Source organism: Actinophytocola sp. KF-1 (assembly GCF_054661535.1).
Window position 1 is genome coordinate 140,959 of sequence record NZ_BAAFVK010000013.1, and the last position, 26,502, is coordinate 167,460.

At 70.9% G+C, this 26,502-nt stretch carries 25 protein-coding genes; 6 read left to right on the plus strand and 19 right to left on the minus strand.

Annotation, left to right across the window (positions count from 1 at the left end; all coding sequences use genetic code 11):
- Positions 1-179: 179 nt before the first annotated feature.
- From ACYQ77_RS34250 to ACYQ77_RS34260, 3 genes are all read right to left on the minus strand, one after another.
- Positions 180-1,184: an endonuclease/exonuclease/phosphatase family protein gene (locus ACYQ77_RS34250; protein WP_459718944.1), complete on the minus strand. Its 1,005-nt coding sequence runs from the start codon at positions 1,182-1,184 to the stop codon at positions 180-182.
- A gap of 7 nt (positions 1,185-1,191) precedes the next feature.
- The gene (locus ACYQ77_RS34255) at positions 1,192-1,401 is read right to left on the minus strand and encodes a hypothetical protein (RefSeq protein ID WP_459718946.1); all 210 of its coding nucleotides are present in this window, start codon (positions 1,399-1,401) and stop codon (positions 1,192-1,194) included.
- A gap of 1,005 nt (positions 1,402-2,406) precedes the next feature.
- On the minus strand, positions 2,407-4,953 hold the full coding sequence (locus ACYQ77_RS34260) for an ATP-dependent Clp protease ATP-binding subunit (RefSeq protein WP_459718949.1): 2,547 nt from the start codon (positions 4,951-4,953) through the stop codon (positions 2,407-2,409).
- A gap of 420 nt (positions 4,954-5,373) precedes the next feature.
- Between ACYQ77_RS34260 and ACYQ77_RS34265 the strand changes: the two genes are divergently transcribed.
- A complete protein-coding gene (locus ACYQ77_RS34265; protein ID WP_459718951.1) occupies positions 5,374-6,072 on the plus strand; it encodes a (2Fe-2S)-binding protein in 699 nt (232 codons plus the stop codon).
- A gap of 655 nt (positions 6,073-6,727) precedes the next feature.
- Here ACYQ77_RS34265 and ACYQ77_RS34270 read toward each other — a convergent pair.
- Complete coding sequence (locus ACYQ77_RS34270; RefSeq protein WP_459718953.1) at positions 6,728-7,708, minus strand: ArsR/SmtB family transcription factor; 981 nt, start codon at positions 7,706-7,708, stop codon at positions 6,728-6,730.
- Between the two features lie 66 nt (positions 7,709-7,774).
- Here ACYQ77_RS34270 and ACYQ77_RS34275 point away from each other — a divergent pair, with 66 nt between their 5' ends.
- Entirely contained in the window at positions 7,775-8,989 is a 1,215-nt protein-coding gene (locus ACYQ77_RS34275; protein WP_459718956.1) for an MFS transporter, read from the plus strand.
- Positions 8,990-9,022: 33 nt separating this feature from the next.
- Here ACYQ77_RS34275 and ACYQ77_RS34280 read toward each other — a convergent pair whose 3' ends face one another.
- Together ACYQ77_RS34280 and lysS are read right to left on the minus strand one after the other, a co-directional pair.
- Positions 9,023-9,370 carry a histone-like nucleoid-structuring protein Lsr2 gene (locus ACYQ77_RS34280; RefSeq protein ID WP_459718958.1) on the minus strand — a complete coding sequence of 116 codons (348 nt, stop codon included), beginning with the start codon at positions 9,368-9,370 and terminating at the stop codon, positions 9,023-9,025.
- A 126-nt stretch (positions 9,371-9,496) separates the two neighbouring features.
- Positions 9,497-10,999 (minus strand): lysine--tRNA ligase, encoded by a 1,503-nt coding sequence (gene lysS, locus ACYQ77_RS34285; RefSeq protein WP_459718960.1) that lies wholly within the window; start codon positions 10,997-10,999, stop codon positions 9,497-9,499.
- Between the two features lie 46 nt (positions 11,000-11,045).
- Here lysS and ACYQ77_RS34290 point away from each other — a divergent pair, with 46 nt between their 5' ends.
- The 3 genes from ACYQ77_RS34290 to ACYQ77_RS34300 all read left to right on the plus strand — a co-directional run bounded on the left by ACYQ77_RS34290 (position 11,046) and on the right by ACYQ77_RS34300 (position 13,619).
- Complete coding sequence (locus tag ACYQ77_RS34290) at positions 11,046-11,789, plus strand: class I SAM-dependent methyltransferase (RefSeq protein WP_459718963.1); 744 nt, start codon at positions 11,046-11,048, stop codon at positions 11,787-11,789.
- Positions 11,790-12,555: 766 nt separating this feature from the next.
- Complete coding sequence (locus ACYQ77_RS34295) at positions 12,556-13,266, plus strand: SDR family NAD(P)-dependent oxidoreductase (protein ID WP_459718965.1); 711 nt, start codon at positions 12,556-12,558, stop codon at positions 13,264-13,266.
- Positions 13,263-13,619, plus strand: a complete 357-nt coding sequence (locus ACYQ77_RS34300) for a MerR family transcriptional regulator (protein ID WP_459718967.1) — start codon at positions 13,263-13,265, stop codon at positions 13,617-13,619. Before ACYQ77_RS34295 ends, ACYQ77_RS34300 begins: the two co-directional genes overlap by 4 nt.
- On the opposite strand, the gene ACYQ77_RS34305 is transcribed toward ACYQ77_RS34300, so the two are convergent.
- From ACYQ77_RS34305 to ACYQ77_RS34340, 8 genes are all read right to left on the minus strand, one after another.
- Positions 13,600-14,088 (minus strand): N-acetyltransferase family protein, encoded by a 489-nt coding sequence (locus ACYQ77_RS34305; RefSeq protein ID WP_459718970.1) that lies wholly within the window; start codon positions 14,086-14,088, stop codon positions 13,600-13,602. The two genes, ACYQ77_RS34300 and ACYQ77_RS34305, sit on opposite strands and share 20 nt — an antisense overlap.
- Positions 14,085-14,861 carry a type III pantothenate kinase gene (locus ACYQ77_RS34310; protein ID WP_459718971.1) on the minus strand — a complete coding sequence of 259 codons (777 nt, stop codon included), beginning with the start codon at positions 14,859-14,861 and terminating at the stop codon, positions 14,085-14,087. Before ACYQ77_RS34310 ends, ACYQ77_RS34305 begins: the two co-directional genes overlap by 4 nt.
- A 5-nt stretch (positions 14,862-14,866) precedes the next feature.
- Entirely contained in the window at positions 14,867-15,337 is a 471-nt protein-coding gene (panD, locus tag ACYQ77_RS34315) for an aspartate 1-decarboxylase (protein WP_459718974.1), read from the minus strand.
- Between the two features lies 1 nt (position 15,338).
- Positions 15,339-16,214, minus strand: coding sequence for a pantoate--beta-alanine ligase (gene panC, locus ACYQ77_RS34320; RefSeq protein ID WP_459718976.1), 876 nt, complete (start codon positions 16,212-16,214; stop codon positions 15,339-15,341).
- Positions 16,211-17,104: a Rossmann-like and DUF2520 domain-containing protein gene (locus tag ACYQ77_RS34325; protein ID WP_459718979.1), complete on the minus strand. Its 894-nt coding sequence runs from the start codon at positions 17,102-17,104 to the stop codon at positions 16,211-16,213. Before ACYQ77_RS34325 ends, panC begins: the two co-directional genes overlap by 4 nt.
- Before the next feature lie 37 nt (positions 17,105-17,141).
- The gene (locus tag ACYQ77_RS34330; RefSeq protein WP_459718981.1) at positions 17,142-18,188 is read right to left on the minus strand and encodes a PrsW family intramembrane metalloprotease; all 1,047 of its coding nucleotides are present in this window, start codon (positions 18,186-18,188) and stop codon (positions 17,142-17,144) included.
- Between the two features lie 460 nt (positions 18,189-18,648).
- Positions 18,649-20,073, minus strand: a complete 1,425-nt coding sequence (locus tag ACYQ77_RS34335; protein WP_459718984.1) for a DUF6779 domain-containing protein — start codon at positions 20,071-20,073, stop codon at positions 18,649-18,651.
- A gap of 57 nt (positions 20,074-20,130) precedes the next feature.
- A complete protein-coding gene (locus ACYQ77_RS34340; RefSeq protein ID WP_459718987.1) occupies positions 20,131-20,610 on the minus strand; it encodes a DUF3180 domain-containing protein in 480 nt (159 codons plus the stop codon).
- A gap of 51 nt (positions 20,611-20,661) precedes the next feature.
- Between ACYQ77_RS34340 and ACYQ77_RS34345 the strand changes: the two genes are divergently transcribed.
- Positions 20,662-21,579: a MerR family transcriptional regulator gene (locus tag ACYQ77_RS34345; protein WP_459718989.1), complete on the plus strand. Its 918-nt coding sequence runs from the start codon at positions 20,662-20,664 to the stop codon at positions 21,577-21,579.
- 188 nt (positions 21,580-21,767) lie between these two features.
- On the opposite strand, the gene folK is transcribed toward ACYQ77_RS34345, so the two are convergent.
- From folK to ftsH, 5 genes are read right to left on the minus strand one after another with little or no spacing between them, the layout of a single operon-like run.
- Positions 21,768-22,262: a 2-amino-4-hydroxy-6-hydroxymethyldihydropteridine diphosphokinase gene (gene folK / locus ACYQ77_RS34350; RefSeq protein ID WP_459718991.1), complete on the minus strand. Its 495-nt coding sequence runs from the start codon at positions 22,260-22,262 to the stop codon at positions 21,768-21,770.
- Entirely contained in the window at positions 22,259-22,633 is a 375-nt protein-coding gene (gene folB / locus ACYQ77_RS34355; RefSeq protein WP_459718993.1) for a dihydroneopterin aldolase, read from the minus strand. The genes folK and folB overlap by 4 nt, the downstream gene beginning before the upstream one ends.
- Positions 22,626-23,450, minus strand: a complete 825-nt coding sequence (gene folP / locus ACYQ77_RS34360) for a dihydropteroate synthase (protein ID WP_459719416.1) — start codon at positions 23,448-23,450, stop codon at positions 22,626-22,628. Before folP ends, folB begins: the two co-directional genes overlap by 8 nt.
- Complete coding sequence (gene folE, locus ACYQ77_RS34365) at positions 23,450-24,070, minus strand: GTP cyclohydrolase I FolE (RefSeq protein ID WP_459718995.1); 621 nt, start codon at positions 24,068-24,070, stop codon at positions 23,450-23,452. The genes folP and folE overlap by 1 nt, the downstream gene beginning before the upstream one ends.
- A 43-nt stretch (positions 24,071-24,113) precedes the next feature.
- Complete coding sequence (gene ftsH, locus ACYQ77_RS34370; RefSeq protein ID WP_459718998.1) at positions 24,114-26,414, minus strand: ATP-dependent zinc metalloprotease FtsH; 2,301 nt, start codon at positions 26,412-26,414, stop codon at positions 24,114-24,116.
- Positions 26,415-26,502 lie beyond the last annotated feature (88 nt).

The following is a 26,502-nucleotide window of genomic DNA, read 5'->3' on the forward strand; positions in this document are numbered from 1 at the left end:
CTACCCGAAGCGGAGTCCATCCGACGGCCGGCACTCGAATGTCGAGGCCATCGAAGATCGGTACCCCCGAGGACGAGTCCTCCGAAAGTCAGCCATCTCCGTTGAGCTTCTGATCGTTGTTCCCGCCGTAGCAGCGCGGCGTCATTCAGTCGGCCCGCCCCCACCGCGTCCACTGTGGACTAGGGCAGGATCACCTCTGCCATGACGGCCTCGTGGTCGCTGTTCGCTAGATCGAAGACCGCGTAGCTGCTGATCGCGCAGCGGACGTCCGTGACGATGTGGTCCAGTGTCAGCGGCGGCCCCGTCGGCCAGGACGACCACGTCGTCGTGAGGCCTTCGCCCGCTTCCTCTCCCGCGTCGGCGTAGCCGTGGTCCACCAGGTCACGGAACGCGAGGTGGTCCAGCGTCGCGTTGAAGTCGCCTGCCAGGATGCGGGGGCGTTCGTTCGTCGTGGCCTTCGGCAGGTTCGCCAGTTCGGTGCGCCACGTGCGGGCGTGTGCGTCGTTCAGAGGCGGCTGCACATGCACGGCGGTCAGCTCCAGGTCGTCGTTGCCCGGCAGGTCGACCACCGCCGACGGCTGCGAGAACGAGCTGTCCTCGACCAGGATGATCTGGCGCAGCGGCACGTTCGCCGCGATGCCCGAGCCATCGCCGCCGGGGCGAGCGTCGTACACGTGGTACGGCAACACTTCCGCCAGCCCTGCACTGTCCAAAGCGGACACGGCGTCGGGGGTGAGTTCCGGCATCGCGAGGACGTCGACCTCGTGCCGCCGCACCAGGTTGACCAGCGACTGCGCGTCCGCCTGGCCGAGGCGGAGGTTGGCCGACATGATCCGCAGGTGCGGGCCCTTCGCGTCCGGTTGTTCCTCGGCCAGGAACCTCGGACCCAGCAGCGACGCCAGCGACAACGTCATGACCAGGACGGCCAGGCCCAGCACCCACCGCCGCAGCACCAGGGTGAGCAGCGTGAGCACGCCGGCGCACGCGACGACGTACGGCGTGAGCGACATGGCGCCGATGAGGAACGCGTTCGTGTTCTCCAGGCTCAGCACCCGGACGACGCCGTACCCGAGCAGCGCCAGCGCCAGCACGAACAGCAGGAACGTGACCTTGCCGCTCCGACGCCGCGGCTCGAAGTCGTCGATGTCCTCGACGGGGTCGTACGCGACCTCGCCGGTGGCCACGCTCCACCTAACCATGGCGTTCGTTGCCACGCTTGTAGTTGCCGGTGGCGCGGGCGAGGAGGTGCTGGGCCTCGTCGTCGGCGGCGCGTTCGAGGCGGCCGAGGAGCTTGGCCGCGGCCGTGCCGCGGACCGTGGTGACGACGCGGCCACCACGGGAGACGAGCAGCTGCCCGTCCTTGGTGACCCGCCAGTCGAACGGGTCGTCCTCAAGCCCCATGAGTACAGCTTGCCCGAGGTTGGGCGGGTAGCGCCGGTGGTTTACCGGTCGTGTCGCGGCCTCCGGCCCCCGGAATCCAGCGTAACGGGGTGGGGTGACAGTTTCGGGTTGTCCACAGGCTGCCTGTGGACAACCGTGTCGGCTGTGGACAAACAGTGTTACGGAGCGTTCACGCGGACGGTTCTGTCGGTGCCATGCCGTAGCGTGGTTCGAGGGGGCCGGAGGCCAGCGGGGGACGCACGACGGGCGAGCGTTCGGTCGGGCATTTGCTTGCTGTGCCTTGCATGCACGGGTGCAGCGGTGATCTTACGGAGGGGCGGCCTCCGGCCCCCGCTTGCCAGCCTACGCCTGGGTACCGACAGTGACGGCAGGCTGTGGGTAAGGCTGTGGACAACTGGGCTGGCTGTGGATAACTCGACTCGTGCGGGCGCACGCTGTGGCGTGCCTCGGTGGAGTGCCCAGGGGTGGGGGTCTCCGGGTGTACGCGGCGAGACCGCCAGGTCGGGTGACGCGGACTGGGTTGTGGGCAACTCGCCAGCGGCGGCTGTGATGCGCCTCGGCGGACGCCCCATGCCGAGGGCCGGCCTCCGGCCCCCGATTTCCAGCTTACGCGGCAGGACCGACAGTTTTGGGCGACGTGGAGCTGGGCTGTGGACAACTCGGCCGGCGGCAGCTGTGCCGCGCCTCGGCGGATGAACCGCGCCGGGGGTTGGCTTGCTACCGCCGATTCCAGCGAGGGCAGCGGGACCGATAGCTTTAGGCCTCGGCGAGCTGGATTGTGGGCAAGTTGGCCGGCGGCTGTGGCGTATGCCTCGGCGGAGTGGCCCCGCGCCGGGGTTGGCCTCCGGCCCCCGGTTGCCAGCGTACGCGGTGGGGCCGACAGTTTTGGGTTGCGCGGAGCTGGGTTGTGGACAGGTGTGTGGGCTTGTGGACAACCAACAGGCAGACATGCGGAAGGCCGCGCCCCCGGAAACGGGAGCGCGGCCTTCCGTTGTTCGTTCTGGATCAGGCGGACTCGGCGTCGTCGCCTTCTGCGCCTGACGCGGCCATGTTGACCGGCGGGGCGTCCGGGACGTTGGCGGGCTTGGTCTCACCGCGGAAGGTGAACACCGCCTTGTCCGTGGACGAGGTCTCCTCGCCGTCCCAGCCCTCGACGTCGACGATGATGATCTGGCCCGGCTGGATCTCGCCGAACAGGATCTTCTCCGACAGCTGGTCCTCGATCTCGCGCTGGATGGTCCGGCGCAGTGGCCGGGCGCCCAGCACCTTGTCGAAGCCGCGCGTGGCGAGCAGCTTCTTCGCGGCCGGGGTCAGCTCGAGGGCCATGTCCTTGTTCTTCAGCTGCGCCTCGACGCGGGTGATCATCAGGTCCACCATCTGGACGATCTGCTCTTCGGTGAGCTGGTGGAACACGATGATGTCGTCGATGCGGTTGAGGAACTCCGGCCGGAAGTGCTTCTTCAGCTCGTCGTCGACGCGCTGCTTCATCCGGTCGTAGGTCTGGCCTTCGCCGCCGCTCGAGAAGCCGAGGTTCACGGCCTTCGAGATGTCCTGCGTACCGAGGTTCGACGTGAAGATGATGACGGTGTTCTTGAAGTCCACCGTCCGGCCCTGACCGTCGGTCAGACGCCCGTCTTCCAGCACCTGCAGGAGCGTGTTGTAGATCTCCTGGTGCGCCTTCTCGATCTCGTCGAACAGGACCACCGAGAACGGCTTGCGCCGCACCTTCTCGGTCAGCTGGCCACCCTCCTCGTAGCCCACGTACCCGGGAGGGGCACCGAAGAGCCGCGAGGCGGTGTAGCGGTCGTGGAACTCACCCATGTCGATCTGGATGAGCGCGTCGTCCTCGCCGAACAGGAAGTTCGCCAGCGCCTTGGACAGCTCGGTCTTACCGACACCGGACGGGCCGGCGAAGATGAACGAGCCGGACGGGCGCCTCGGGTCCTTCAGGCCTGCGCGGGTGCGGCGGATCGCCTGGGACACGGCCCTGACCGCGTCCTCCTGGCCGATGATCCGCTTGTGCAGCTCCTCCTCCATGCGGAGCAGACGCGTGGTCTCCTCCTCGGTGAGCTTGAACACGGGGATACCGGTCCAGTTCGCCAGGACCTCGGCGATCTGCTCGTCGTCCACCTCGGCGACGACGTCCAGGTCACCGTCCTTCCACTGCTTCTCCCGCTCCGCCTTCTGGCCGAGCAGCGTCTTCTCCTTGTCGCGGAGCTTCGCGGCACGCTCGAAGTCCTGCGCGTCGATCGCGCTCTCCTTCTCGCGGCGCACGTCGGCGATCTTCTCGTCGAACTCGCGCAGGTCCGGCGGCGCGGTCATGCGGCGGATGCGCATGCGGGCGCCTGCCTCGTCGATCAGGTCGATCGCCTTGTCCGGCAGGTACCGGTCGTTGATGTACCGGTCGGCGAGGGTCGCCGCGGCCACCAGCGCCGGGTCGGTGATCGTGACGCGGTGGTGCGCCTCGTACCGGTCCCGCAGGCCCTTGAGGATCTCGATCGTGTGCTCGAGCGTCGGCTCGCCGACCTGGATCGGCTGGAAGCGGCGCTCCAGCGCCGGGTCCTTCTCGACGTACTTGCGGTACTCGTCGAGCGTCGTCGCGCCGATCGTCTGCAGCTCACCACGGGCGAGCATCGGCTTGAGGATCGACGCGGCGTCGATCGCGCCCTCGGCGGCGCCCGCACCGACGAGCGTGTGGATCTCGTCGATGAACAGGATGATGTCGCCGCGCGTGCGGATCTCCTTGAGCACCTTCTTGAGGCGCTCTTCGAAGTCACCGCGGTAGCGCGAGCCCGCGACCAGGGAGCCGAGGTCAAGCGTGTACAGCTGCTTGTCCTTCAGCGTCTCCGGCACCTCGCCCTTGACGACCATCTGCGCGAGGCCCTCGACGACGGCGGTCTTGCCGACGCCGGGCTCGCCGATGAGCACGGGGTTGTTCTTGGTGCGGCGGGACAGCACCTGCATGACCCGCTCGATCTCCTTGGCCCGCCCGATGACCGGGTCGAGCTTGCCCTCCCGCGCGGACGCGGTCAGGTTGCGACCGAACTGGTCGAGCACCAGCGAGGAGGACGGGGTGCCCTCGCCGCGGCCGCCGGTCTCCGCGGGCTCCTTGCCCTGGTAACCGGACAGCAGCTGCAGGACCTGCTGGCGTACGCGGTTGAGGTCGGCGCCGAGCTTGACGAGCACCTGGGCGGCGACGCCCTCACCCTCCCGGATCAGGCCCAGGAGGATGTGCTCGGTACCGATGTAGTTGTGTCCGAGCTGCAACGCTTCCCGCAGCGAGAGCTCGAGGACCTTCTTGGCCCGTGGGGTGAACGGGATGTGCCCGCTCGGCGCGTGCTGACCCTGGCCGATGATCTCTTCGACCTGCTGCCGCACGCCCTCGAGGGCGATTCCCAGCGACTCGAGCGCCTTGGCGGCGACACCCTCACCCTCGTGGATCAAGCCCAGGAGGATGTGCTCGGTGCCGATGTAGTTGTGGTTGAGCATCCTGGCCTCTTCCTGGGCCAGGACAACCACCCGCCTCGCGCGGTCGGTGAACCTCTCAAACATCTGCACTCCTGACTGCTGCGCCGGCGGCCCTTACTCCACCGCTAAGTACCCGGTTCGCGGTGGGTCAGCACCGTGAAGACCACTGTAGTCGTCCAGCCTGTCGCTCTCAGTACCACTTGCGGCTATCCGTGAGCTTCACAAGGAACAACGTGCGACAACCGGGGCGGATTCCGCCAGCCGTTGGTGTCCGCTGTCCGCGAACACCCGGAAGACCGGGCTCGCGATGATCTTTGTAGTGAGCTAAAGTTAGGCCAGGCTCACCTAACAAGGCTCCAGGAGACGCCCATGCGGACCAGTCCAAGCTTACGGCTTGTGACCGGCACGCGCGCGCCCTCTCTTGTCGAATCCGTCACACGGGCCGCTTCCCGCCAGGTCAGGACCGAGGTCCGCGTCGGGCTGCCGGAGGATTCCACCGGCTGGGTGAACTGTGCTGAATTACTCTCCGCACCCGACGGTTTCACGCTCTGGCGTCAGGAACTCGCAGGTTGGCTGCACGACCGGTACAACGAGGCGCCCGAACGGACTACGGCCGGTTACGTGATGTCGTGGTACCTCGGCGTCCCCGGGTACCTCGCGGCACTGCTCTTCCACCACGAGCGGCGCGTGCCGTCGCTGCGTCCGGAGCACCTCGCGTTCCACAAGGCTCGACCGAGACCCCACCCGGATTCGATCGCAGTTCTGGACGAGAGCTTCGTCTGCCTGCCCGACGACCCCGCGGCGGGCACCCCGAACGCGACCGTCGTGCCGACCGAGAAGGCGCTCGCGGCGGTGCTGCGGGGCCGGTTCACCGCCCACGCGGCCCGGTTCGTGTCGGCGTTCGCGGGCACCGTGCGCTTCGGCAGGCACACGCTGTGGGCGGCGGCCACGGACGCGCTCGACCACTCGATGTGGCTGGTCGGCCGGTACGCGGGTGACGAGACGGCAGGCGTGCTGGACGCGAACCTGCTGCTGCCGGACCGGTTCGCGCCGCTGACGTCCGCGTCGACGCTCCGGCCGGTGATCGACGACCAGGGCAGGGCGGGGTGGACGCGGCGGCGGGAGGCCTGCTGCTTCCACTACCTCATGGAGGCCGGTCAGGGCGTGTGCGAGACATGCCCGCGGGTGTGCGCGAAGAACTGAACGGCGGCCTCCGGCCCCCGGTTTCCACGCTACGGCAACCCACCGACATTCCTGGCGCACGCGGCGCCGGTTGTCCACAGCCCACCCGGTTATCCACAACTCGCGGCTGAGCCCCTGGTTCTGTCGGTGGGTACCGGTAGACTGGCATGGCGGGTGGCCCCCGGGATCGGGTGGGGGTTGCCATCGCGCGCGAGCGGTGTGAGCCGACCCCGGGATGCCGACCCCGGCATGAGGATGCCGACCTCGGAATGCCGGGCGCGCAGCGCCCGAACCCCACGAAGCGGGCGAAGCCCCAGAACCCCTGAGGGGTGCCTGCCATCCCGTCGACCTGGCGAAGCCCGATCACACCGGGTCAAGGGGGCCCGAAACCCAACCCAACCCCGCACCCAAGCCACCGGGCCCCCTTGACGCGGTGTGATAGCCCCGCGGGAGGTCGACGGGATGGCAGGCAGCCATGGACACCAGTCCCTGCCAACCCAGCCCCGTGCCCGACCCGCCACCATCCCGGAGACCAGCCCCTCCGGCGAGGAGGCCCGTCCGGCAGGACGCCCTCCGGCGAGCCCCCCCGGAGGGAGAATCCAGGCAAGGCAAGACCCATCCGACTTTGACGGAACCCTGCGGAGGCCTGGGCGAAGCGCTGGTCAGAGGGCCGCACTCAGGGTGTGCCGCCTGCCAGTGCGTCGCCCAGTGGGCTCCTCCGGTACAGGACGGACCGGCCAGAACGGGCCCTCGTGACGAGCCCCGCGTTGCGCAGCACCGCCAGGTGGTCTCCCACCGCGCCCGTCGCCATGCCGAGTGACGTCGCCAGCTGGGTGGTGCTCGCCGGGTCGGTCAGCATCACCAGCAGCCGCGCCCGTGACCGCCCCAGCAACGAGGCCAGCGCGTCCGGCGGCGTCGCAGGCCCCGGCTCCCACAGCGCCGCCGTGCCGCGCGCCGGGTACACCAGCGCCGTCGGCCACGGCGGGTCTGTGTACGCGCCGATGTTCGGCCACACGAACACCGCGGGCACGAGCAACAACCCGGCCCCGTCCAGGTGATAGGTGGCGTCCACGAACCGGCTCAGTTCCAGCGCTCCGTCCCGCCACGCCAGGCGCTTGTGCAGGCCTGCGAACGCCGCCTGCCAGCCGCCCGTGCTGAGCAGGCCCGCGCGGTAGACCACGTCCCGCTCCAGCACGGCACGCAGCGTCGGCCAGTCCGGCGCGATCAGCTCGTGCCACGCCGCCTCCAGCGCGTCGGCCAGGATTGGGGACACGTTCTCGTCCTCGAGCACCGCCAGCACGCGCGGGTCGGTGGCCGGTCTGCGGGCTAGGCAGTCGGCGATCTCCTTGCGCGCCTGCGCCAGCGGGGTGGCCCTGAGCGCGGCCAGGTCGTCCTCGATGGTCTGCGCCATGCTCGTCGGCGGCTGCACCACGAACGCCGCGCCGTAGCGCTCGCTCTGCAGGGCCAGCAGCGCGTCCAGCGCGGTCTCGCGGCGCAGGCGGTGGAACGCGGGCATCAACCGGGCCGACCACGCGGGCGGCAGCGGGGTGCGTTTGCGGCCGGACAGCTTGCGCAGCACAGCCTCCAGCTCGGCGACCGGGGACAGCGCGAAACGGCTGTTCAGCAGGTCGTCGCGGCCGACCACGAACCTCAGCACGGTCCGACCTTACGCCGGTGCACGAAAGAGTGGTGCCGGATCGATCAGCGGGCGGAACCTGTCGGGGTGAACGAGAGAGCCACCTTCCGCCAGGTCCTGGCCGTGCCCGTCTACCGCACGGTGTTCCTCACGAGGGCCCTCGCGATCGGTGCCGACACCCTGCGCACGGTCGCCCTGTCCGTGCTGGTCTTCACGGCCACCGGGTCGGCGCTGCTCGGCGCGATGACGTTCGGCGCCTCGTTCCTCCCCCAGGTCGTCGGCGGGCTCGTCATCGGCGCTCTGCCCGACCTGATCCGGCCGCGGCTGTTGATCGTCACCGGCTACACGCTGGAGGCCGCCGCGGCCGCCCTGCTGGCGGTCGGCGGCATGCCCGTGTGGGCGAGCCTGCTGCTGGTCGCCGGCATCGGCTGCCTCGCGCCGGTGTTCAACGGGACCGCGGGGCGGCTGACCGCGGACGCCCTGTCCGGTGACGCGTTCGTCGTCGGGCGCGGCCTGTTCCAGCTGGTCTCGTCGGCCGCACAGGTCATCGGGATGGCGGGCGGCGGGTTGGCGGTCGCGTTCATGGGGCCGGAGACCGCGCTGCTGGTGACCGCGGCCTGTCACGCGGTGGCCGCGCTGTGGGCGTGGCTGGCGCTGCCGGACCTGCCCGCGCCCGGCCGGCAGAGCGAGCGCTCGCTGGTCAGGCAGAGCTTCCACGGCGCGCGTGAGCTGCTGGTCGACCCGGTCGTGCGCAGGCTGCTGTTCGCGAACTGGCTGCCGCCGGCGTTCGTGATCGGCGGGGAGAGCCTGCTGATCCCCTACGCCGCGCTGGCGGGCTTCCCCAGCGGCGCGTCGGGGGTGGTGCTGGCGTGCATACCGGCCGGGATGTTCGTCGGCAACCTCGTCGTGACCAGGGTGTTCGCGCCGCGGACCAGGGAGCGGGCGGTGCCGGTGCTGGTCGTGCTGCTCGGGTTGCCGCTGGTGCCGTTCGCGTTCGACGTGAGCCCGCTGGCCGCCGGGGCGCTGATGGCCGTCCTCGGCTCGGGGTTCGCGTTCGGGGTCGGGCTGCAGGGCCGGTTCCGCGACGCGCTGCCCGACGACTCGACCGGGCAGGCGTTCGGGCTGCTGTCCACCGGGCTGATGACGTTGCAGGGCGTCGGGCCGCTCGTGTTCGGCGGGCTCACCGAGGTCGTGCCGGTCGGGGTCGCGATGACACTGGCCGGGGTCGCGACCGTCGGCACCGCGGTGTGGATCGCGGTGGCGGTGCGCCCGGCCGAAGCGAATACGCCGGTTCCCGCCTAATCGAGGAACCGGCGCCGCACGATTGTGTGAATCTCAGGCCTGCGCGTTGTACGCCTCGGCGACTTCCTTCGGGATTCGGCCGCGATCCGAGATGTTCATGCCCTGCTTACGGGCCCACTCACGCATTGCCTGGTTCTGTTCCCGGTCGGCGGACGCGGTGCGCGGTGCGCGGCCCGCGGCGACCAGGCGGCCCGCCCGCTTACGGCCACCGGACCGGCGCGCGTGCTCGACGAATTCGGAGAGCGCGTCCCGCAACCGCTCCGCATTCTCCTCGGAGAGGTCGATCTCGTAGAACGCGCCGTCCAATCCGAACTCGACGGTCTCCCCCGCCTCGGAACCATCGAGGTCGTCGACCAGGCTAACCGTGACCTTCTGCGCCATCTGCGCCCTCCTCAGGTTTGCGACGCGGGGACCGAGCGAACGTGCGTGAGCACATAACGAATACTCCCACTAACCAGCTTAACGCAAATCCGTGATTAGGTTAGTGGTTCCCGCGCCGCAACTCGCTCATTCTGGGCGCACCAGCGGAAACAGGATCGTCTCGCGTATGCCGAGGCCGGTGAGTGCCATGAGCAACCGGTCGATACCCATTCCGACGCCGCCACTCGGGGGCATTCCGTACTCGAGTGCACGCAGGAAGTCCTCGTCGAGACGCATCGCCTCGTCGTCACCGCCTGCCCGCAGACTGGCCTGTTCGGTCAGCCGTTCACGTTCCACGACCGGGTCGACCAGCTCGGAGTATCCGGTGGCGAGCTCGAATCCCCGGACGTACAGATCCCATTTCTCCGCGACACCCGCGATGCTGCGGTGCTGGCGGGTGAGCGGGGAGGTCTCGACCGGGAAATCACGCACGAACGTGGGCGCGTAAAGCTTGTCGCCGACGAGGTGCTCCCACAGCTCCTCGACCATCTTGCCGTGGCCGAGCTTCGGGTCCACGTCGAGACCGAGGTCGTCGGCGTGCTTGTGCAGCAGCTCGGCGGGGGTCTCGGGGGTGACCTCGCTGCCCAGCGCCTCGGACAGCGACGGGTACATCGACAGGCTGGTCCACTCGCCCGACAGGTCGTACTCCTCGCCGTTCGCGAGCGTGACGACCTGTGTACCGAACGCGGCCTGCGCCGACTCCTGGACGAGCTCGCGGGTCAGCACGGCCATCGAGTCGTAGGTCTCGTAGGCGGCGTAGAACTCGAGCATCGCGAACTCGGGGGAATGCGAGGAATCCATGCCCTCGTTGCGGAAGTTGCGGTTGATCTCGAAGACCTTCTCGATACCGCCGACCACGCAGCGCTTCAGGAACAGCTCCGGCGCGATACGCAGGTAGAGGTCCATGCTCATCGCGTTCGAGTGTGTGACAAACGGGCGCGCACTGGCACCGCCGTGCTGCGTCTGCAGCATCGGCGTCTCGACCTCGATGAATCCGCGGCGGTCGAAACTGTCCCGCAATGCGCGCACCACGCCGGCGCGGGTGCGCACGGTTTCGCGGGCCTGGGGGCGCAGGATCAGATCGACGTACCGCTGCCGAATCCGGGTTTCCTCGTTCAGGTCCTTGTGCGCGACCGGCAGGGGCCGCAGCGCCTTGGCGGCGATTCGCCACTCGTCGGCGAGAACGGACAGCTCGCCGCGGCGGGACGTGATTACCTCGCCGTGCACGAAAACGTGATCACCGATGTCGACGGTGCTCTTCCACGCCGAAAGGGCGTCTTCGCCGACCTTGTTCAGGCTCAGCATCGCCTGCAGTTCGGTGCCGTCGCCCTCTTGCAGCGTCGCGAAACAGAGCTTGCCCGTATTGCGCAGAAAGATGACGCGGCCAGTGACGCCGACCACATCTCCGGTGGCGGTGTCCGGCGTGAGGTCCGAATACGTCTCACGAATCTGCCGCAGCGAGTGGGTGCGCGGCAGTTCGACGGGATATGGATCGACGCCGTCGGCAAGCAGGCGGGCCCGCTTCTCACGACGGACCCGAAGCTGCTCAGGAAGGTCGTCGGCCTGCGGTTCCTGCGTTTCGTCGGTCACGGTTGAACAGGGTACGGCGTGTGTCGCGGGCGTTAGTTTGGGTGGTATGGCCGACGACTTGCACCGGAGGCGGGCCCGTTCCTTCGGCTCGCTCGCCGCCGATTACGACGCGCACCGGCCGGGTTACCCCGCGGATGGGATCCGGTGGGTGCTCGACGGCGCGACCCGGCCCGTGCGCTCGGTGCTGGACCTGGCGGCGGGGACCGGGAAGCTCACGGCGGGCCTGCTGGCGTTGGGGCTGCCGGTCGTCGCCGTCGAGCCCGACGACGAGATGCGTGCCCGGCTGTCGCACGCGTTTCCGCAGGTCGAGGCGCTGGCGGGGACGGCGGAGGCGATCCCGGTCCCGGACGGTTCGGTGGACGCGGTGCTGGTCGGGCAGGCGTTCCACTGGTTCGACGCCTGCGCGGCGCTCGAGGAGATGGCACGCGTGCTGCGGCCGGGCGGGGTCGTCGGGCTGCTGTGGAACGACGAGGACGAGAGCGTCGAGTGGGTGGCCGGGCTGATGGCGGTGGCGGGGACGAGCGTGACGCACGCCGTGCCGATGGACGTGCCCGCGCACCCGCGGTTCGGGCAGGTCGAGGAGGCGGCGTTCCCGAACACGCAGCGCAGGACGGTCGACTCGCTGGCGGCGACGTTGGGGACGCACTCGCGGATGATCGTGATCCCGGCCGAGGAGCGGGCGGCGGTGCTGGAGCGGATCCGGGCGTACCTGTCGGAGCGGCCGGAGACGGCGGGCGGGGAGTTCGACGTGCCGTTGCGGACCAGGGTGGTGCGCGCGCGGCGGCGGTGACGGGCTTGGCCTCCGGCCCCCTCGAACCACGCTACGGCATGGCACCGACAGTCCCGCCCGGTTCGGCGGGCTCCTGGCGTGGTTGTCCACAGCCGGTGTGGTTGTCCACAGGGAGTTGCGGGGAGGCACGGCGCTTCGGGCGGATTCGCTGGACGGCGTCCACTGGCGCCTCATCGAGTGAGCTTGCCGAGGTGAGGCTCACCTGCCGAGCAGCGAGCAGAACCTGCGCGCAGGACGGGCTTGCCGACGCAGCGCCCGCAAGGCGCGCTTGCCGACGCAGCGCCCGCAAGGCGCGCTTGCCGACGCGGCGCCCGCAGGGCGGCCTTGCCGAGGCAGTGCCCGCAGGGCGGCCTTCCCGGAGCAGCGGGCCGAGCGAGCACGCCAAGGCGGCCACCCACAGGCGGCATGCCTGCTCGAAGCCGACGCGATGATTTTGCAATCTGAGCAGGCTTCGAGATGGCCCAGGCGTGCCGCGCAGCGAGACCACCGAGTGGTCGGCCAGTCGACGGCTGCCCCCGGCAGCGAGACCACCAAGTGGTCAGTCCACAACGGGCGGCTACCCCCGCGGTGACATCGCCGAGGCGGTCGCGGAATTGGCGGCTGCCCTCGCCGAGCCGCTCGGGTTGTCCACAGCCGGTGTGGTTGTCCACAGGTCGTCGCGTCACGGCACGGTGCTGTCGGTGGACGCCGGTAGCGTGGATTCCGGGGGCCGGAGGCCGCCGGGGGTTGACCTTGCCGCTGGCGTCAACGTTCTTGACTCGCCGCCATGAGCGACAGGGTTGTGGTGGTCACCGGCGGCGGGTCCGGGATCGGGCGGGCGACCGCCAGGGCGTTCACGGCGCGTGGTGACCGGGTGGTGGTGGTCGGGCGCAGGCGCGAACCGCTGGTCGAGACGGGTGCCGGGGAGCCCCTCGTGGCGGACGTCGCCGACGCCGGTGCCATCGCGGGGTTCGTCCGGGAGCGGTACGGCCGGCTCGACGTGCTGGTCAACAACGCCGCCATCGTCAGGGGCGGCCCGCTCGGCACGATCACCGCGCAGGACGTCGGCGACCTGCTCGCCACGAACCTCGTCGCGCCCGTCATGCTCACCCAGGCCCTGCTGCCCCTGATGTCCGAGGGCTCCGTGGTCGTCAACGTCAGCACCGCCATCGGGCAGCGCGGGTGGCCCGGCAACTCCGTCTACCCGGCGGCCAAGGCGGCGCTCGAGTCGCTCACCCGCAGCTGGGCCGTCGAGCTGGCGCCGCGGGGCGTCCGGGTCGTCGCCGTGGCGCCCGGGGCGATCGACACGCCCATCGCCGCCAACCAGGGGTGGTCGCCGGAGAAGGCCGCCGAGGTGCGGGCGTGGCAGATCGCGCACACGCCGCTCGGCCGGGTCGGGGAGCCGGGCGAGGTAGCGTTGGCGATCGTCGGGCTGGCCGCGGCGGGGTTCGTGACCGGCGTGGTGCTCCCCGTGGACGGGGGCGCGTTGGTGGGGTGAGCGTGCGGATCGGCGAACTGGCGGCGGTGACCGGCGCGACGCCCCGTGCTCTGCGGCACTACGAGCAGGCCGGGCTGATCAGTTCCGCCCGCGCGGCGAACGGGTACCGCGACTACGACGAGACCGCGGTCGCGCGCGTGCGCAACATCCGCTACCTGCTCGCCGCCGGGCTCACCCTCGACGACGTGCGCGCGTTCGGGCCGTGCCTCGACGGCGACATGACCACGGCGAAGCCCTCACCCGGTGGTCTGCGGATCGCCAGGGAGCGGCTCGCCGTCATCGAGGCGCGGATCGCCGCGCAGACCGAGGCCAGGGACCGGCTCGCGGCGGCGCTCAGAGATATCGTGCCATGAGCACGTCGTCGACGAGCTTCCCGTCCAGCTTGAACTCGCCGCGCAGGACGCCCTCGACGACGAACCCGCACCGCTCGTACAGCCGCCGCGCGCCGGGGTTCTCGCCCAGCACCCGCAGCGACACCTTCGACGCGCCACGCCTGCCGGCCTCCGCGACCGCGGCCTCGACCAGCGCCCGGCCTACCCCGCGGCCCTGCGCGGCCGGGTCGACCGCCAGCCCGTTGATGCCCAGCACGTGCCGGTGGGACTCGAGCGGGATGTTCTGGTGCACCAGCACGTACCCGGCGACCTTGCCGTCCACCTCGGCGACCAGGTAGTTCGCGCGCTCGGTGCGGTCGTCGAAGAAGGACGTGCGGTTCTCCCGCGTCGGCACGGGCGCGGGCGACACGGCCTGGGACCACGTCGCGAAGTCGATCTCCAGCAACGCCGCGTCGTCGTCGGCGCGGGCGGGGCGGATGTCCACGGTCACCTCGTGTTGCGTTCGAAGACCAGACGCAGCCCGAGCAGCGTCAGGTCGGGGCGGTGGTCGGTGATCGTCTCGGACTCGTCGACCACCAGCGGCGCGAGGCCGCCGGTGGCCATGACCGTGACGTCCCCGGGGTGGGCGGTGCGGTGCAGTTCGTCGACGATCCGCCGCACGAGGCCGTCGACCTGCGCGGTGAAGCCGTACATGATCCCCGACTGCAGGCACTCGACGGTGTTCTTGCCGATCACCGACTTCGGGCGCACCAGCTCGACCTTGCGCAGCGCGGCGGCCCTGGACGCGAGCGCGTCGACCGAGATCTCGATGCCGGGCGCGAACACGCCGCCGAGGAACTCGCCCTTCGCGGAGATCACGTCGATGTTGGTGGACGTGCCGAAGTCGACGACCACGCACGTCGTCTCGTGCAGGTGGTGGGCGGCGAGCGTGTTGATCACGCGGTCCGCGCCGACCTCCTTCGGGTTGTCGACCAGCAGCGGCACACCGGTCTTCACACCCGGCTCGACGATGACCCTCGGCACCGCGCGGTAGTAGCGGCCCAGCATGACCCGCAGCTCACGCAGCACCGCGGGCACGGTCGACAGCGCGGACACGCCCGTGATGTCGTCGGCGCGGTCGCCGAGCAGCCCGCGCATGGTCAGCGCCAGCTCGTCGGCGGTCATCTGCGGGTCGGTGCGCATGCGCCAGTCGCGGATGAGTTCCTTGCCCGCGTACAGGCCCAGCGCGATGTTGGTGTTGCCGACGTCGATCGCGAGCAGCACCGGGGTCAGCTCTCCGACTGCAGCAACGCGTCGAGCATCGCCGCGTCGGCGGTCTCCGCGGTCTCGGTCGTCGCGGCACCGCTGACCAGGCCGTGGCCGTCCGGCACGTACCCGGGCACCGCGCCCTTGTCGACGATCTTGTTCGCCTCGTCGACGAACACCACGCGTGGCCGGTAGGCGGCCGCCTCGGCGTTGTCCATCAGCCCGTACGCGATGAGGATGACGATGTCGCCGGGGTGCACGAGGTGCGCGGCCGCGCCATTGATGCCGATGACGCCGCTGCCCCGCTCGCCGGTGATGACGTAGGTCTCGAGGCGGGCGCCGTTGGTGACGTCGACGATCGTCACCTGCTCGCCCTCGAGCAGGTCGGCGGCCTCCATGAGGTCCTGGTCGACGGTCACCGACCCGACGTAGTGCAGGTCAGCCTGGGTCACGGTCGCCCGGTGGATCTTGGACTTCAGCATCGTGCGGAACATGTCAGTCCTCCCCCTGACCGAGGAACACGGCCGTGTTGTCGATGAGCCGCGTCGTGCCCACCCTGGCGGCCACCAGCAGCCGGGCCTCGCCGCGCTCGGGCGCCGGGCCGAGGTCGGCGCCGCGCAGCTCCAGGTAGTCGACGTCGACGAGCGGTTCCTTGTCGAGCACCGCCCGGGCGGACTCCAGCACGACCTCGGCGCCACCCGCGCTGACCCGGGCACCCGCGGCGAGCGCGGCGGACAGCGTGACCGCCGCGGCGCGCTGCTCGTCGGACAGGTAGGCGTTGCGGGACGAGCGGGCGAGCCCGTCGGCGTCCCGCACCACCGGCACGCCGATGATCTTCACGTCGAGGTTGAGGTCGCGCTCGAGCTTCCTGATCAGCGTGAGCTGCTGGTAGTCCTTCTCGCCGAACACCGCGTAGTCGGGGCGGATGATCGTGAACAGCTTGGTGACCACGGTCAGGACGCCCGCGAAGTGCCCCGGCCGGGACGCGCCCTCCAGCTCGCTGCCGAGCGGGCCGGGGTCCACGGTGACCTCGGGACCGCCCGGGTACATCTCGTCGCGCGACGGCGTGAACACCAGCTCGACGCGTTCTTCCTCGCAGACCCTCAGGTCGTCCTCGAGGGGCCGCGGGTACCGGTCGTAGTCCTCGTCCGGCCCGAACTGCAGCGGGTTGACGAAGATCGAGGTGGCGAGCACGCAGCCCGGCAGCCGCCGCGCGGTGCGCATGAGCCTGCGGTGGCCGTCGTGCAGCGCGCCCATGGTGGGCACCAGCGCGATCTTGCGGCCGACGGCACGCAACGCGCGCGCGGTCGCGACCATCTCGTTCAGTCCGCTGTGGACGTGCAGTTGGCCGGGGGTGAACCTCGGCGTCATCGGCGATCCTCTCGCTCCAGCGCGGCGAACACGTCGGGGGCGAGGTCGGGGCGCAGCAGCCCGCTCTCCTCGGCCCGTTCCGCGGTCCGCGCGGCGAGCGCGCGGTAGGCGGGCAGCATGTCGGGGGCGTTCTCGGCCAGCACCCGCAGGTGCGCGCGCACCGTGCCCGCGTCGCCGCGGGCGACGGGACCGGTCAGCGCGCGGTCGCCGTGCCGCAGCGCGTTGTCGAGCGCGGCGGACAGCAGCGGGCCGAGCATCCGCTCGGGGTTGTCGACACCGGTGCGGCGCAGCAGGTCCGCGGCCTCGGCGACCAGGGTGACCAGGTGGTTCGCACCGTGGGCCAGCGCCGTGTGGTACAGCGGGCGGGCCGCGTCGGGGATGCGGACCGGCTCTGCGCCCATCTCCACCACGAGCGCCTCGCCGACGCTCCACGCCGCCTCGTCGGAGTCACCGGCGGTGATCCCGAAACAGCAGTTCGCGAGGCGTTCGAGGTCCTCGGCACGGCCGGTGAACGTCATCACCGGGTGCAACGCGAGCGGCAGCGCGCCGTGTTCCTGCGCGGGAGCGAGCACGTCGACGCCGTGGGCGCCGCAGGTGTGGACGACGATCTGCCCCGGCCGCACCGCGTTCGCGGCGGCGAGGCCGCGGACCATGCCGGGCAGGGCGTCGTCGGGCAGGGCGAGGAGCACGAGGTCGGCCGCGCGGACCACGTCGTCGGGCGGGAGCAGCGGGACGCCGGGCAGCAGTTCCTCGGCGCGGCGGACGGAGTCGCGGGAGACCCCGGACGCGGCGACGACCGTGTGCCCGGCACGCGCGAGCGCCGCGCCGAGGACCGCACCGACGCGGCCGGTGGAGACCACCCCGACGGCAAGGCGCGCGGGCCGGTTCATACCGCCTCCCTGAACATCTCCCGACGAAAGCGTAACTTCACCGCGACGGTGTTCTGGCGGGCAGGTCGGCCTTGGCGGCGTGCAGGACCGTGACGAGACGTGCCTCACGCTCATGCGCGTCGTGGCCCGCGAGTCCGAGGTGGACGGCGTGCCACAGGAACGCCAGCTCGGTCACGGCGGCCTGGTAGGCGGCCACCGCCCGGGACGCGCCCCGGCCCTGCTTGCGCCCGGCGCGGACCCGCCAGTTGCGGCGGGCGGTGAGCGTGACGAGCCGCTTCACGTTGCCGGGGTCGACCCAGCCGCGATCGACCATCGCGGGCAGCGCGCGGGCGACGATGCGCTGCTCGCGGCGGCGGTGCCAGCTGACCAGGAACACGCCGGAGATGAAGATCGGCACCATGACCAGGAAGTAGACGTTCAGGAAGGTCTGCGGCGTGCCGAGCGTCGCGGCCGCGTTCCAGAGCGCGTGCAGCAGGACGGCGACGAGGTAGCCCGCGAGCGGCGCCACGACCCGCAGCCAGCGGCTCGAGGTCCGTGCCGCGACCCCGATCCCGATGCCGATCATGGCCGTGAACAGCGGGTGCGTGAACGGGGACAGGACGCCGCGCAGGATGAACGCGGTGACCACGCCGCCCGTGCCCGGGTCGCCGAACCCGTGGTCGGCGAACGCGCGGCCGAAGTAGTAGATGTTCTCGGTGAACGCGAACCCGGCCGCGACGAAGCCCGCGTAGACGACGCCGTCGATCACGCCGTCGAACTCGTCGCGCAGGAAGTACATGATCCCGAGGACGAAGACGCCCTTGAGGGCCTCCTCGAACAGCGGCGCGGAGATGATCGCGCTGACCTTGTCGCCACCGCCGTGCCCGAGCAGGGCGTCCCCGACCGCGGCGGCCGTGTTGTTGACGAGCAGGGCCGTGATCGCGGCGACGCTCGCACCCCACCCGAACGCGAGCCACAGCATGCGGGCCGGTTCCGGCTCCCAGCGGTCGATCCAGAGCAGCGCGGCCACGATCGACCCGACGGGCACCAGCGCGGCGACGATCCCGACCAGCTCGGCCAGCAGACCGACGCGTGCCGTCGACATGGCGAGCAGGGTCAGACCACAACCCGCGAGGACGACCAACCCGGCCACGGGCAACAGGACGGTCTGCCGACGCGGTGTATGCCGATGCGGCGGCCGGGCTGCGTGCACGGGGTCACCCTAAAGCCTGCCCGCTTTGCCCGGGTGACGCGACAACCCCCAGTTGTCCACAACCCACCCGGTTATCCACAACCAACCCCGCCACCCCCGGTTTTGTCACCCCCCACTGGTAGACTGGCAAGGCGGGTGGCCCCCGGGATCGGGTGGGGTTTCGCATCCGGGCGTGCGCGGCGATCAGCGGTGTTGCTCGATGCGCTGGCCGCGTGAAATCGCGGGCTTCTGCGCAGGTCAGCGCGGTCACCCAGGGCTGCGGTCCAACGTGTGGCGGCTCCGCGCGTTCGGTCTCGCGGTGGCCACGCCGGCTGACCGCCAGTTCCCGAAGTGCGCGTGGTCCACCCGGCGGTCAGTCCTCGCGGCGGCGCCTGCGGCGGGGGCTCGAGTCGAGGCCGTGGTTGGCGAGCAGCTCGCTCACCGACCGGCCTGCCGAGTGCGAACCGCCCGGCTCCTCCGGTCGCCCCATGCTCTCCTGCCACGACGGCTGCCCCTCGGCGCGGCGCCTGCGCCCACCGCCCGGCTCCTCGGTCGGTTCCGGCCGGTGCCGACGACCGGCAGGCACCTCGTCGTTGCCCGTGCTCGGCGCGGCCTCCGGTTGCGGCTGGACCGGCGGCGCGTACGCGCGGCTCGCGTGCGCCGGATCCGGCTGCGGCTGGTTGTACTGCGCCAGCCACGAGGCCTGCTCGGCCTTGGTGCCGAACGGCACGCCGTTGGCCGCGGCTTCCTCCCGCCGCGCCTCCCACGACGGGCCCCACTCCGGCTCGCTGCCGTCCCAGCCCGCGGCGGCGGGCCTGCGCTGCGGCGGCGGGTCGGCCGGGCGCTGCGGCTCCGGCCTGCGCGGCTGCTCCGTGCGGCGCTGCGGTTCCTGGCGGCGTTGCGCGGGCGCCGGCGTCTGGCCGGCCTCGGTGAGACCTTCCGGCACGAACCAGCGGTCGGACACCTCCGCCGGGTGCTCGACGAACCGCGTCGGCGCCTCCGGCTGCCGCGCGGCGGCGGGCTTGACCGGCTCCGCGCGTTTCGCGGGCGGCTTCGCCGGCTTCACCGGTTCGGGTGTCGGCCGATCGGTGCGTGCCTGGCGTTCCGGGGCGCGCGGCACCGACGGGGGCCGGGAGTCCGGGACCTTCGGCGCGGGACGCGGCGGCTGCGGCTCGCGGCGCGGCTTCTGGTGGACCTCGCGGATCCGCTCGATCAGCTCGGTCTCGGCCTCGCGCACGACCGGCGGGACGACGATCTCCGCCTGCGGCGAGCGGGCCGCGGGCAGGCGCTTCACGTCGCCGTTCACCGCGATCGACCGGTCGTCGCCGATGGAACGCATGCGGGTCGACTCGGCGCGCAGCGCGTACCGCTCGACGAGGAACTCGCCGCCCAGCAGGCTTTCCAGGGTCTGCCGCATCTTCTGCAGCTCGTCGCGCAGCACCGCGATGTCGTCGCGGGCTTCCTCCTCGGCCTGCCGTTTCGCCTCGGCCGCGACCTCCAGCTCGTACTCGCGGCGGGCGGCGACCTCGCGTTCGAGCTCCAGCTCGTAGATCCGCTGCCGCTCCGCGGCCGCCTCCCGCTGGTCGGTCACCTGCTTGCGGTACTTCGCGGCGAGGAACGCACCGCCGAGCGCCGCCCACAACGCGGCGACGATGCCGAGGCGCAGCCACCGTTCCTCGTCGGTGAGCACGAGGAGGCCGGTGGCCGCGAGAGCGAACAGCACGGCGCCTGCCATGAGGACACGCCCGCCGGACAAGCCGCGCTCAGGCTCGTCGGCGGAGTCTCGGCGGGCGTTCATGGGACACACCGTACCGGTCCGTTATAAGGACGAGACCATTACGATTCGCAAAGGATGTCAGCCGGCCGAGCCGGTATGCCGCTCGGGCGGCTGATTGTCCTGGTCACGCGGTGTGCGGCAGCACCATTCGAGCCACAACGCGGCCGCGATCAAGAGTGCGGAACAGATCACACCGACGACCGTGCTGCGGAAATCGGCGGCCGCGGCCGTGATCTCCGCGCGCCTCGGGAGCACGTAGACACCCAGCCCGAGCCACGCCCCGAGCATGATCGCGCCGAGCATGGACGATGCCTTGGCGAGCGCGACGGCACGCGCGGCGGTCAGCGGCTGCAGTGGCTTGCCCTCGCCCGGGTTGCGGATGCGGCTGCGGAGCGAGAACGCGAGCACCACCTCGACGACGGCCAGCACGAGCAGCGTGACCCCGGCGAAGGTCGGCATCGCGGGCAGCTGTCCATAGAGGACACGCACCAGCAGGTGGACCAGCACCGCGGTCACGAGCCCGGCTGCGGCCAGATCGCGGGCCCGGGTGAAGTGCATGACGCCACGGTACCGGCGAGGATTGACTCTCCAGTAACTGGAAGGTTCAGCATGGCGGACATGGGGTTCTTGACGATCGGCGAGCTGGCCAGGCGTACCGGCCTGACCACGCGGACGATCCGCTTCTACTCGGACGAGGGGCTGCTGCCGCCCGCGGAGCGCACGCACGCGGGCTACCGGCTCTACGACGGCGAGTCGCTGGCACGGCTCGAGCTGCTGCGCACGTTGCGTGAGCTGGGGCTCGGCCTGCCGGACGCGTCGGCGGCGCTCGCCGGGCGGTCGTCGGTGGCCGACCTGGCCCGCAGGCACGTGGAACTGCTCGACGAGCAGATCCGCGTACTGCGCCTGCGGCGGGCCGTGCTGCGCGCGATCGCGAGAACCGACGCCGAACTGGACGAGGTGAAACTGATGAAGAACCTGGCGACCATGACCGACGAGGAGCGCGCGGCGCTGATCGACGAGTTCTGGGACGAGGTGACGGCGGGCCTGGACATGCACCCGGACTTCGACACGGGCATGCGCTCGGCGAAGCCGGTGCTGCCGGACGACCCGAGCCCGGAGCAGCTGGAGGCGTGGCTCGAGCTGGCGGAACTGGTGCAGGACAAGGACTTCCGGGCCAGCATCCGCGCGATGAGCGAGGCCTCCGTCGCCGCCCGCGAGGCGGGCGAGCAGGTGGGCGAACCGACGGCCGAGGCGAAGGAGCAGTGGCTGTCGTGGACGTCCCGCGCCGCGGCGGCACGGGAGGCGGGCGAGGAACCGACGTCCGCGACCGCGCAGGAACTGGCCGCCGAGATCGCCGCGGCGTTCGGCACGTCCCGCGAGGAGGCGGCGACCCGCATCGAACAGGGCACCGACGCCCGAGCGGAGCGCTACTGGCAACTGATGGCGACCATCAACGGCTGGCCGCAGTGGCCCGCCCAGGTCCCGAACGCGGAGTGGCTGGCCGCGGCCCTGCGCGCGAACAGCTGACCCCGGCGAGTCACGCCCCAGAACACCGCGAGTCGCGCTCTCGAACATGGCGAGTGGTCGGTTTCGTGCAGAAGCCGGCCCGGCTGATGTGCACGAAACCGGCAACTCGGTGTGCGTGAGAGCGCGACTCGCGGTGTTTGAGAGCGTGACTCGCGGTGTTTGAGAGCGGGACTCGCGGGGGGGTGGGGTCAGGTGAGGGTCAGGTCTGTGCGTTCGTGGACTGCTGCTCGGTCGGCGTCCGGTAGTGCTGCCAGCAGGTCGGTTACCCGGCCGTGGCCTGGGAGTTCTGCTGTCGGGTCCACCGCCAGCCACGGGATCAGCACCGTCGCTCGGGACGGGGTGCCCGGGTGTGGCAGAAGCAGGTCGGGGTGGTCGCTCGTGATCCCGTCCACCGTCACCACGTCCACGTCCAGCGTGCGTGGGCCCCACCGCCGGTCGCGGACCCGGCCCGCCGCCGCCTCCAGGGCCTGGCCCCTGCGCAGCCAGCCCCACTCGTCGACGTCCGGGGACGACACCACCAGCACCGCGTTCAGGAAGTCCGGCTGGTCCGGCACGCCCCACGGCGCCGTCTCGTACACCGGCGACGCCTTCTCCAGCACGTCCGCGAAACCGTCGACCGCCATGCGCAGGTACGCCAGGCGGTCGCCCATGTTCGAGCCCAGCGACAGGACCGCCCGGGTCATCCCATGCGCTTTCGCGACCGGCGGACCGTGACCGCCACGTCGGCGAACGTCAGCGGGATCGGGGCGTCCGGCTTGTGGATGGTGACCTCCACCGCGTGCAGGCGGTCGTCCCAGCGCATGACGTCCTCGGCGATCTCCGTGGCGACCGTTTCGATCAGGTCGCGGGGTTCGCCGCCGACGACGGCGGCCACGCGGGACGCCAGTGCGCCGTAGTCCAGGGTGTGCTTCAGGTCGTCGGTGGCGGCCGCCTCGGCGAGCTCCAGCCACACCGTCACGTCGACCAGGAAGTCCTGGCCGTCCCGTTTCTCGTGCTCGAAGACGCCGTGGTGGCCGCGTACCCGCAGGCCGGTCAGCGTGATCCGGTCAGCCAAGCGCCTCCACCACCTTCACCGCGTCCAGCGACCGCCGGACGTCGTGCACCCGCACACCCCACGCCCCCGCCTTCGCCACCAGCGCCGAGATCGCCGCGGTCGCGTCCTCGCGGCCGTCGGGAGGCCGGGGGTTGCCTTCCTTGTCCGCCAGCAGTGTGCCGAGGAAACGTTTGCGGGACGCACCCACCAGCACCGGGAAGCCCAGCGCCAGCAGCACGTCCAGGCGGCGCAGCAACGCCCAGTTGTGGTCGCCCTTCTTCGCGAACCCCAGGCCCGGGTCCAGCACCAGCGCGTCCGTCGACACCCCCGCCGCCACCGCCGCGTCCACCCGTGCCGACAGCTCGTCCCGCACGTCGGTGACCACGTCGTCGTACGTGGCGAGGGCGTACATGTCCTTCGAGTAGCCGCGCCAGTGCATCAGGATCCACGGCACGCCGGCGTCGGCGACCACACGTGCCATGTCCGGGTCGGCCAGGCCGCCGGACACGTCGTTCACGATGGCCGCGCCCGCCTCGATCGCCGCCGCCGCCACGCGGGCGCGGGTCGTGTCCACCGACACCGCGACGCCCGCCGCCGCCAGGTCGCGGATCACCGGCCGGACCCGGGCGATCTCCACGTCCGGGTCGACGCGGTCCGCGCCGGGACGGGTCGACTCGCCGCCCACGTCGACCAGGTCGGCGCCGTCGGACCACATCTCGACGCCGTGCGCGAGCGCGTCGTCGACGTTCAGGTAGCGGCCGCCGTCGGAGAACGAGTCCGGGGTGACGTTCAGGACGCCCACCACCGCGCAGCGGCCGGGGTCGGGCAGCGCGGTGATCACCGGCTGCGCCCGTTGATCAGGGCGAGCGCCTCGGACCGGGACGTCGACGACGACCGGAACATCCCCCGCACCGCCGACGTCGTGGTGCGGGCGCCCGGTTTGCGGATGCCGCGCATCGCCATGCACAGGTGCTCGGCCTCGATCACGACGATCGCGCCGCGCGGTTCGAGCTTCTTCTCGATGGCGTCGGCGATCTGCGACGTGAGGCGCTCCTGCACCTGCGGCCGCTTCGCGTACAGGTCGACCAGCCGCGCCAGCTTGGACAGGCCGGTGACCTTGCCCTGCTCGTTCGGGATGTACCCGACGTGCGCCACGCCGTGGAACGGCACCAGGTGGTGCTCGCACGTCGAGTACATCGGGATGTCGGTGACCAGCACCAACTCGTCGTGGCACTCGTCGAACGTCTTGTCGAGCACCTCGTCGGGGTCGGTGTACAGGCCCCCGAACATCTCCAGGTAAGCCCTGGCCACGCGGGCAGGGGTGTCCTGCAGACCTTCGCGGTCCGGGTCCTCGCCGCACGCGATCAGCAGTTCCCGGACCGCCTTCTCGGCACGCTCCTGGTCGAACACCGACCCGCCGGTGTACAGCGGGCCCCTGCGGGACCCGTTAGAGGTCACAACTCGCCTCCGGTCGCCGTTCGGGTCCATCTAGGACCGCGTCTCAGCGACCACTATCCCATTCGGGACCGTCACGCCGGTCCGAGCCGTCGGGTCGGTCCTGGTCGGACGGGCCGGGCTGTGGCTGATCCCACGACGGGCGCCACGGCTGGTTGTTGCCGGGAGGCTGGGTCGCGGGCGTCCACCCGGGCGGGGCGCCGTAGTTCGGCGGGCCCGAGCTGCCGGGCGGCGGGTACGGCTGGCCGTAACCACCGGGCCGCGGACCGGGCTGGGGCAGGCCGTTGGGGCCCGCGCCGTTGCCACCCGGGGGCTCCGGGTTCGGCCGCGGCGGACCACCGGGCAGCTCCGCGCCACCGGGGGCGGTGCGCACCGGGGTCGGCGCCTCCTCCTTGACCGGCGGCCACGGCTCGCCACGTTCCTTCGCCAGCTCGCCCGGGGTCTTGATCGGCGGCTTGTCCGACGGCGTGCGGCCGCCGAACTCGTTGAACGCCGTGATCCTCGGCCGCTTCTCGACGCCGGAGAAGATCCGCTCCAGGTCCTTGCGCTGCAGCGTCTCCTTCTCGAGCAGCTCCATCACGAGGTTGTCGAGGATGTCGCGGTAGGTGTTGAGCACGTCCCACGCCTCGGTGTGCGCGGCCTCGATGAGCTTGCGCACCTCCTCGTCGATCTCGTGCGCGACCTCGAGCGAGTAGTCCGGCGCGTGGCCCATCGACCGGCCGAGGAACGGGTCGCCCTCGTCCTTGCCGTACTTGACCGCCCCGAGCCGGGCGGACATGCCGTACTCGGTCACCATCGCCTTCGCGATCTTGGTGGCCTGCTCGATGTCCGACGACGCGCCCGTGGTGGGCTCGTGGAACACCAGCTCCTCGGCCGAGCGTCCGCCGAGCGCGAACACCAGGCGCGCGATCATCTCCGAGCGGGTCATGAGCTGCTTGTCGTCCTCGGGGACGACGAGCGCGTGCCCGCCGGTCCTGCCGCGCGGCAGGATCGTCAGCTTGTACACCGGTTCCAGGTCCGGCATGGCCCACGCGGCGAGCGCGTGCCCGCCCTCGTGGTAGGCCGTGATCTTCTTCTCCTTCTCGGAGATGATCCGGCTCTTGCGCGCCGGGCCGCCGATCACGCGGTCGACCGACTCCTCGAGCGCGGCGCCGTTGATCGTGGTGCCGTTCGTGCGCGCGGTGAGCAGCGCGGCCTCGTTGATCACGTTGGCCAGGTCGGCGCCGGACATGCCGACGGTGCGCTTGGCCAGGCTCTCCAGGTCGACGTCCGCGTCCAGCGGCTTGCCCTTGGAGTGGACCTCGAGGATCTTCTTGCGGCCCATCAGGTCCGGCGCGGACACCGGGATCTGCCGGTCGAAGCGGCCCGGGCGCAGCAGCGCCGGGTCCAGGATGTCCGGGCGGTTGGTGGCGGCGATCAGGATGATGCCGCCGCGCGCGTCGAAGCCGTCCATCTCGACGAGCAGCTGGTTCAGCGTCTGCTCGCGCTCGTCGTGGCCACCGCCGAGGCCGGCGCCGCGCTGGCGGCCGACCGCGTCGATCTCGTCGACGAAGATGATGCAGGGCGCGTTCTGCTTGGCCTGCTCGAACAGGTCGCGGACGCGGCTCGCGCCGACACCCACGAACATCTCGACGAAGTCCGAACCGGAGATCGAGTAGAACGGGACGCCGGCCTCACCCGCGACCGCGCGGGCCAGCAGCGTCTTGCCGGTGCCGGGCGGGCCGTACAGCAGCACGCCCTTCGGGATCTTCGCGCCGAGCGCCTGGTAGCGGCCCGGGTTCTGCAGGAAGTCCTTGATCTCGTACAGCTCTTCGACGGCCTCGTCCGCGCCGGCGACGTCCGCGAACGTCGTCTTCGGCATGTCCTTCGGCAGCTGCTTGGCGCGCGACTTGCCGAAGTTGAGGACGCGGTTGCCGCCGCCCTGCACGTTGTTCATCATCCACATCAGCAGGATGAGCAGCAGGCCCAGCGGGATCAGGAAGATCAGGATCTGGGTGAGGAAGTTCTCCTGCGTGACCGTGGTGTTGAACTCGGTCTTGTTGTCGACCTGGTCCTCGAGCTGCCGGTAGATGTCACCGGTGGCGGCGGCGGGGAACTGCGTGATGATCTGCGTGACCCGCTGGCCGTCCTGTTCGATCGGGTCCTTCAGGGTCAGCTTGAGGCGCTGTTCCTTGTCCTCCAGCTCCGCCTTCTCGACGTTGCCGCCCGTCACCTGCGACACGGCTTTCGAGGTGGGTACCTCGGTATAGCCGCGGGTGTCGTCGAACAGCATGCTGATCAAGAAGTAGAGCAGCAACACCACCAGGATCCACACCAGCGGGTTGCGAAGCAGGCGCTTGCGGTCCATCAACTTACGGCCGCGGCGCGGCCCGACCCTCCCTGACAGCATGTGATACCTGGCCGGACGAGGCACTCCGGTCCAACCAGGGTACCGC

Coding starts and splice junctions, on each gene's coding strand:
- ACYQ77_RS34255 (WP_459718946.1), bottom strand. CDS start 1,401: ATGGGGCTTGAGGACGACCCGTTCGACTGGCGGGTCACCAAGGACGGG.
- ACYQ77_RS34260 (WP_459718949.1), bottom strand. CDS start 4,953: ATGTTTGAGAGGTTCACCGACCGCGCGAGGCGGGTGGTTGTCCTGGCC.
- ACYQ77_RS34280 (WP_459718958.1), bottom strand. CDS start 9,370: ATGGCGCAGAAGGTCACGGTTAGCCTGGTCGACGACCTCGATGGTTCC.
- ACYQ77_RS34290 (WP_459718963.1), top strand. CDS start 11,046: ATGGCCGACGACTTGCACCGGAGGCGGGCCCGTTCCTTCGGCTCGCTC.
- ACYQ77_RS34295 (WP_459718965.1), top strand. CDS start 12,556: ATGAGCGACAGGGTTGTGGTGGTCACCGGCGGCGGGTCCGGGATCGGG.
- panD (WP_459718974.1), bottom strand. CDS start 15,337: ATGTTCCGCACGATGCTGAAGTCCAAGATCCACCGGGCGACCGTGACC.
- panC (WP_459718976.1), bottom strand. CDS start 16,214: ATGACGCCGAGGTTCACCCCCGGCCAACTGCACGTCCACAGCGGACTG.
- ACYQ77_RS34325 (WP_459718979.1), bottom strand. CDS start 17,104: ATGAACCGGCCCGCGCGCCTTGCCGTCGGGGTGGTCTCCACCGGCCGC.
- ACYQ77_RS34330 (WP_459718981.1), bottom strand. CDS start 18,188: ATGTCGACGGCACGCGTCGGTCTGCTGGCCGAGCTGGTCGGGATCGTC.
- ACYQ77_RS34335 (WP_459718984.1), bottom strand. CDS start 20,073: ATGAACGCCCGCCGAGACTCCGCCGACGAGCCTGAGCGCGGCTTGTCC.
- ACYQ77_RS34340 (WP_459718987.1), bottom strand. CDS start 20,610: ATGCACTTCACCCGGGCCCGCGATCTGGCCGCAGCCGGGCTCGTGACC.
- ACYQ77_RS34345 (WP_459718989.1), top strand. CDS start 20,662: ATGGCGGACATGGGGTTCTTGACGATCGGCGAGCTGGCCAGGCGTACC.
- folK (WP_459718991.1), bottom strand. CDS start 22,262: ATGACCCGGGCGGTCCTGTCGCTGGGCTCGAACATGGGCGACCGCCTG.
- ftsH (WP_459718998.1), bottom strand. CDS start 26,414: ATGGACCGCAAGCGCCTGCTTCGCAACCCGCTGGTGTGGATCCTGGTG.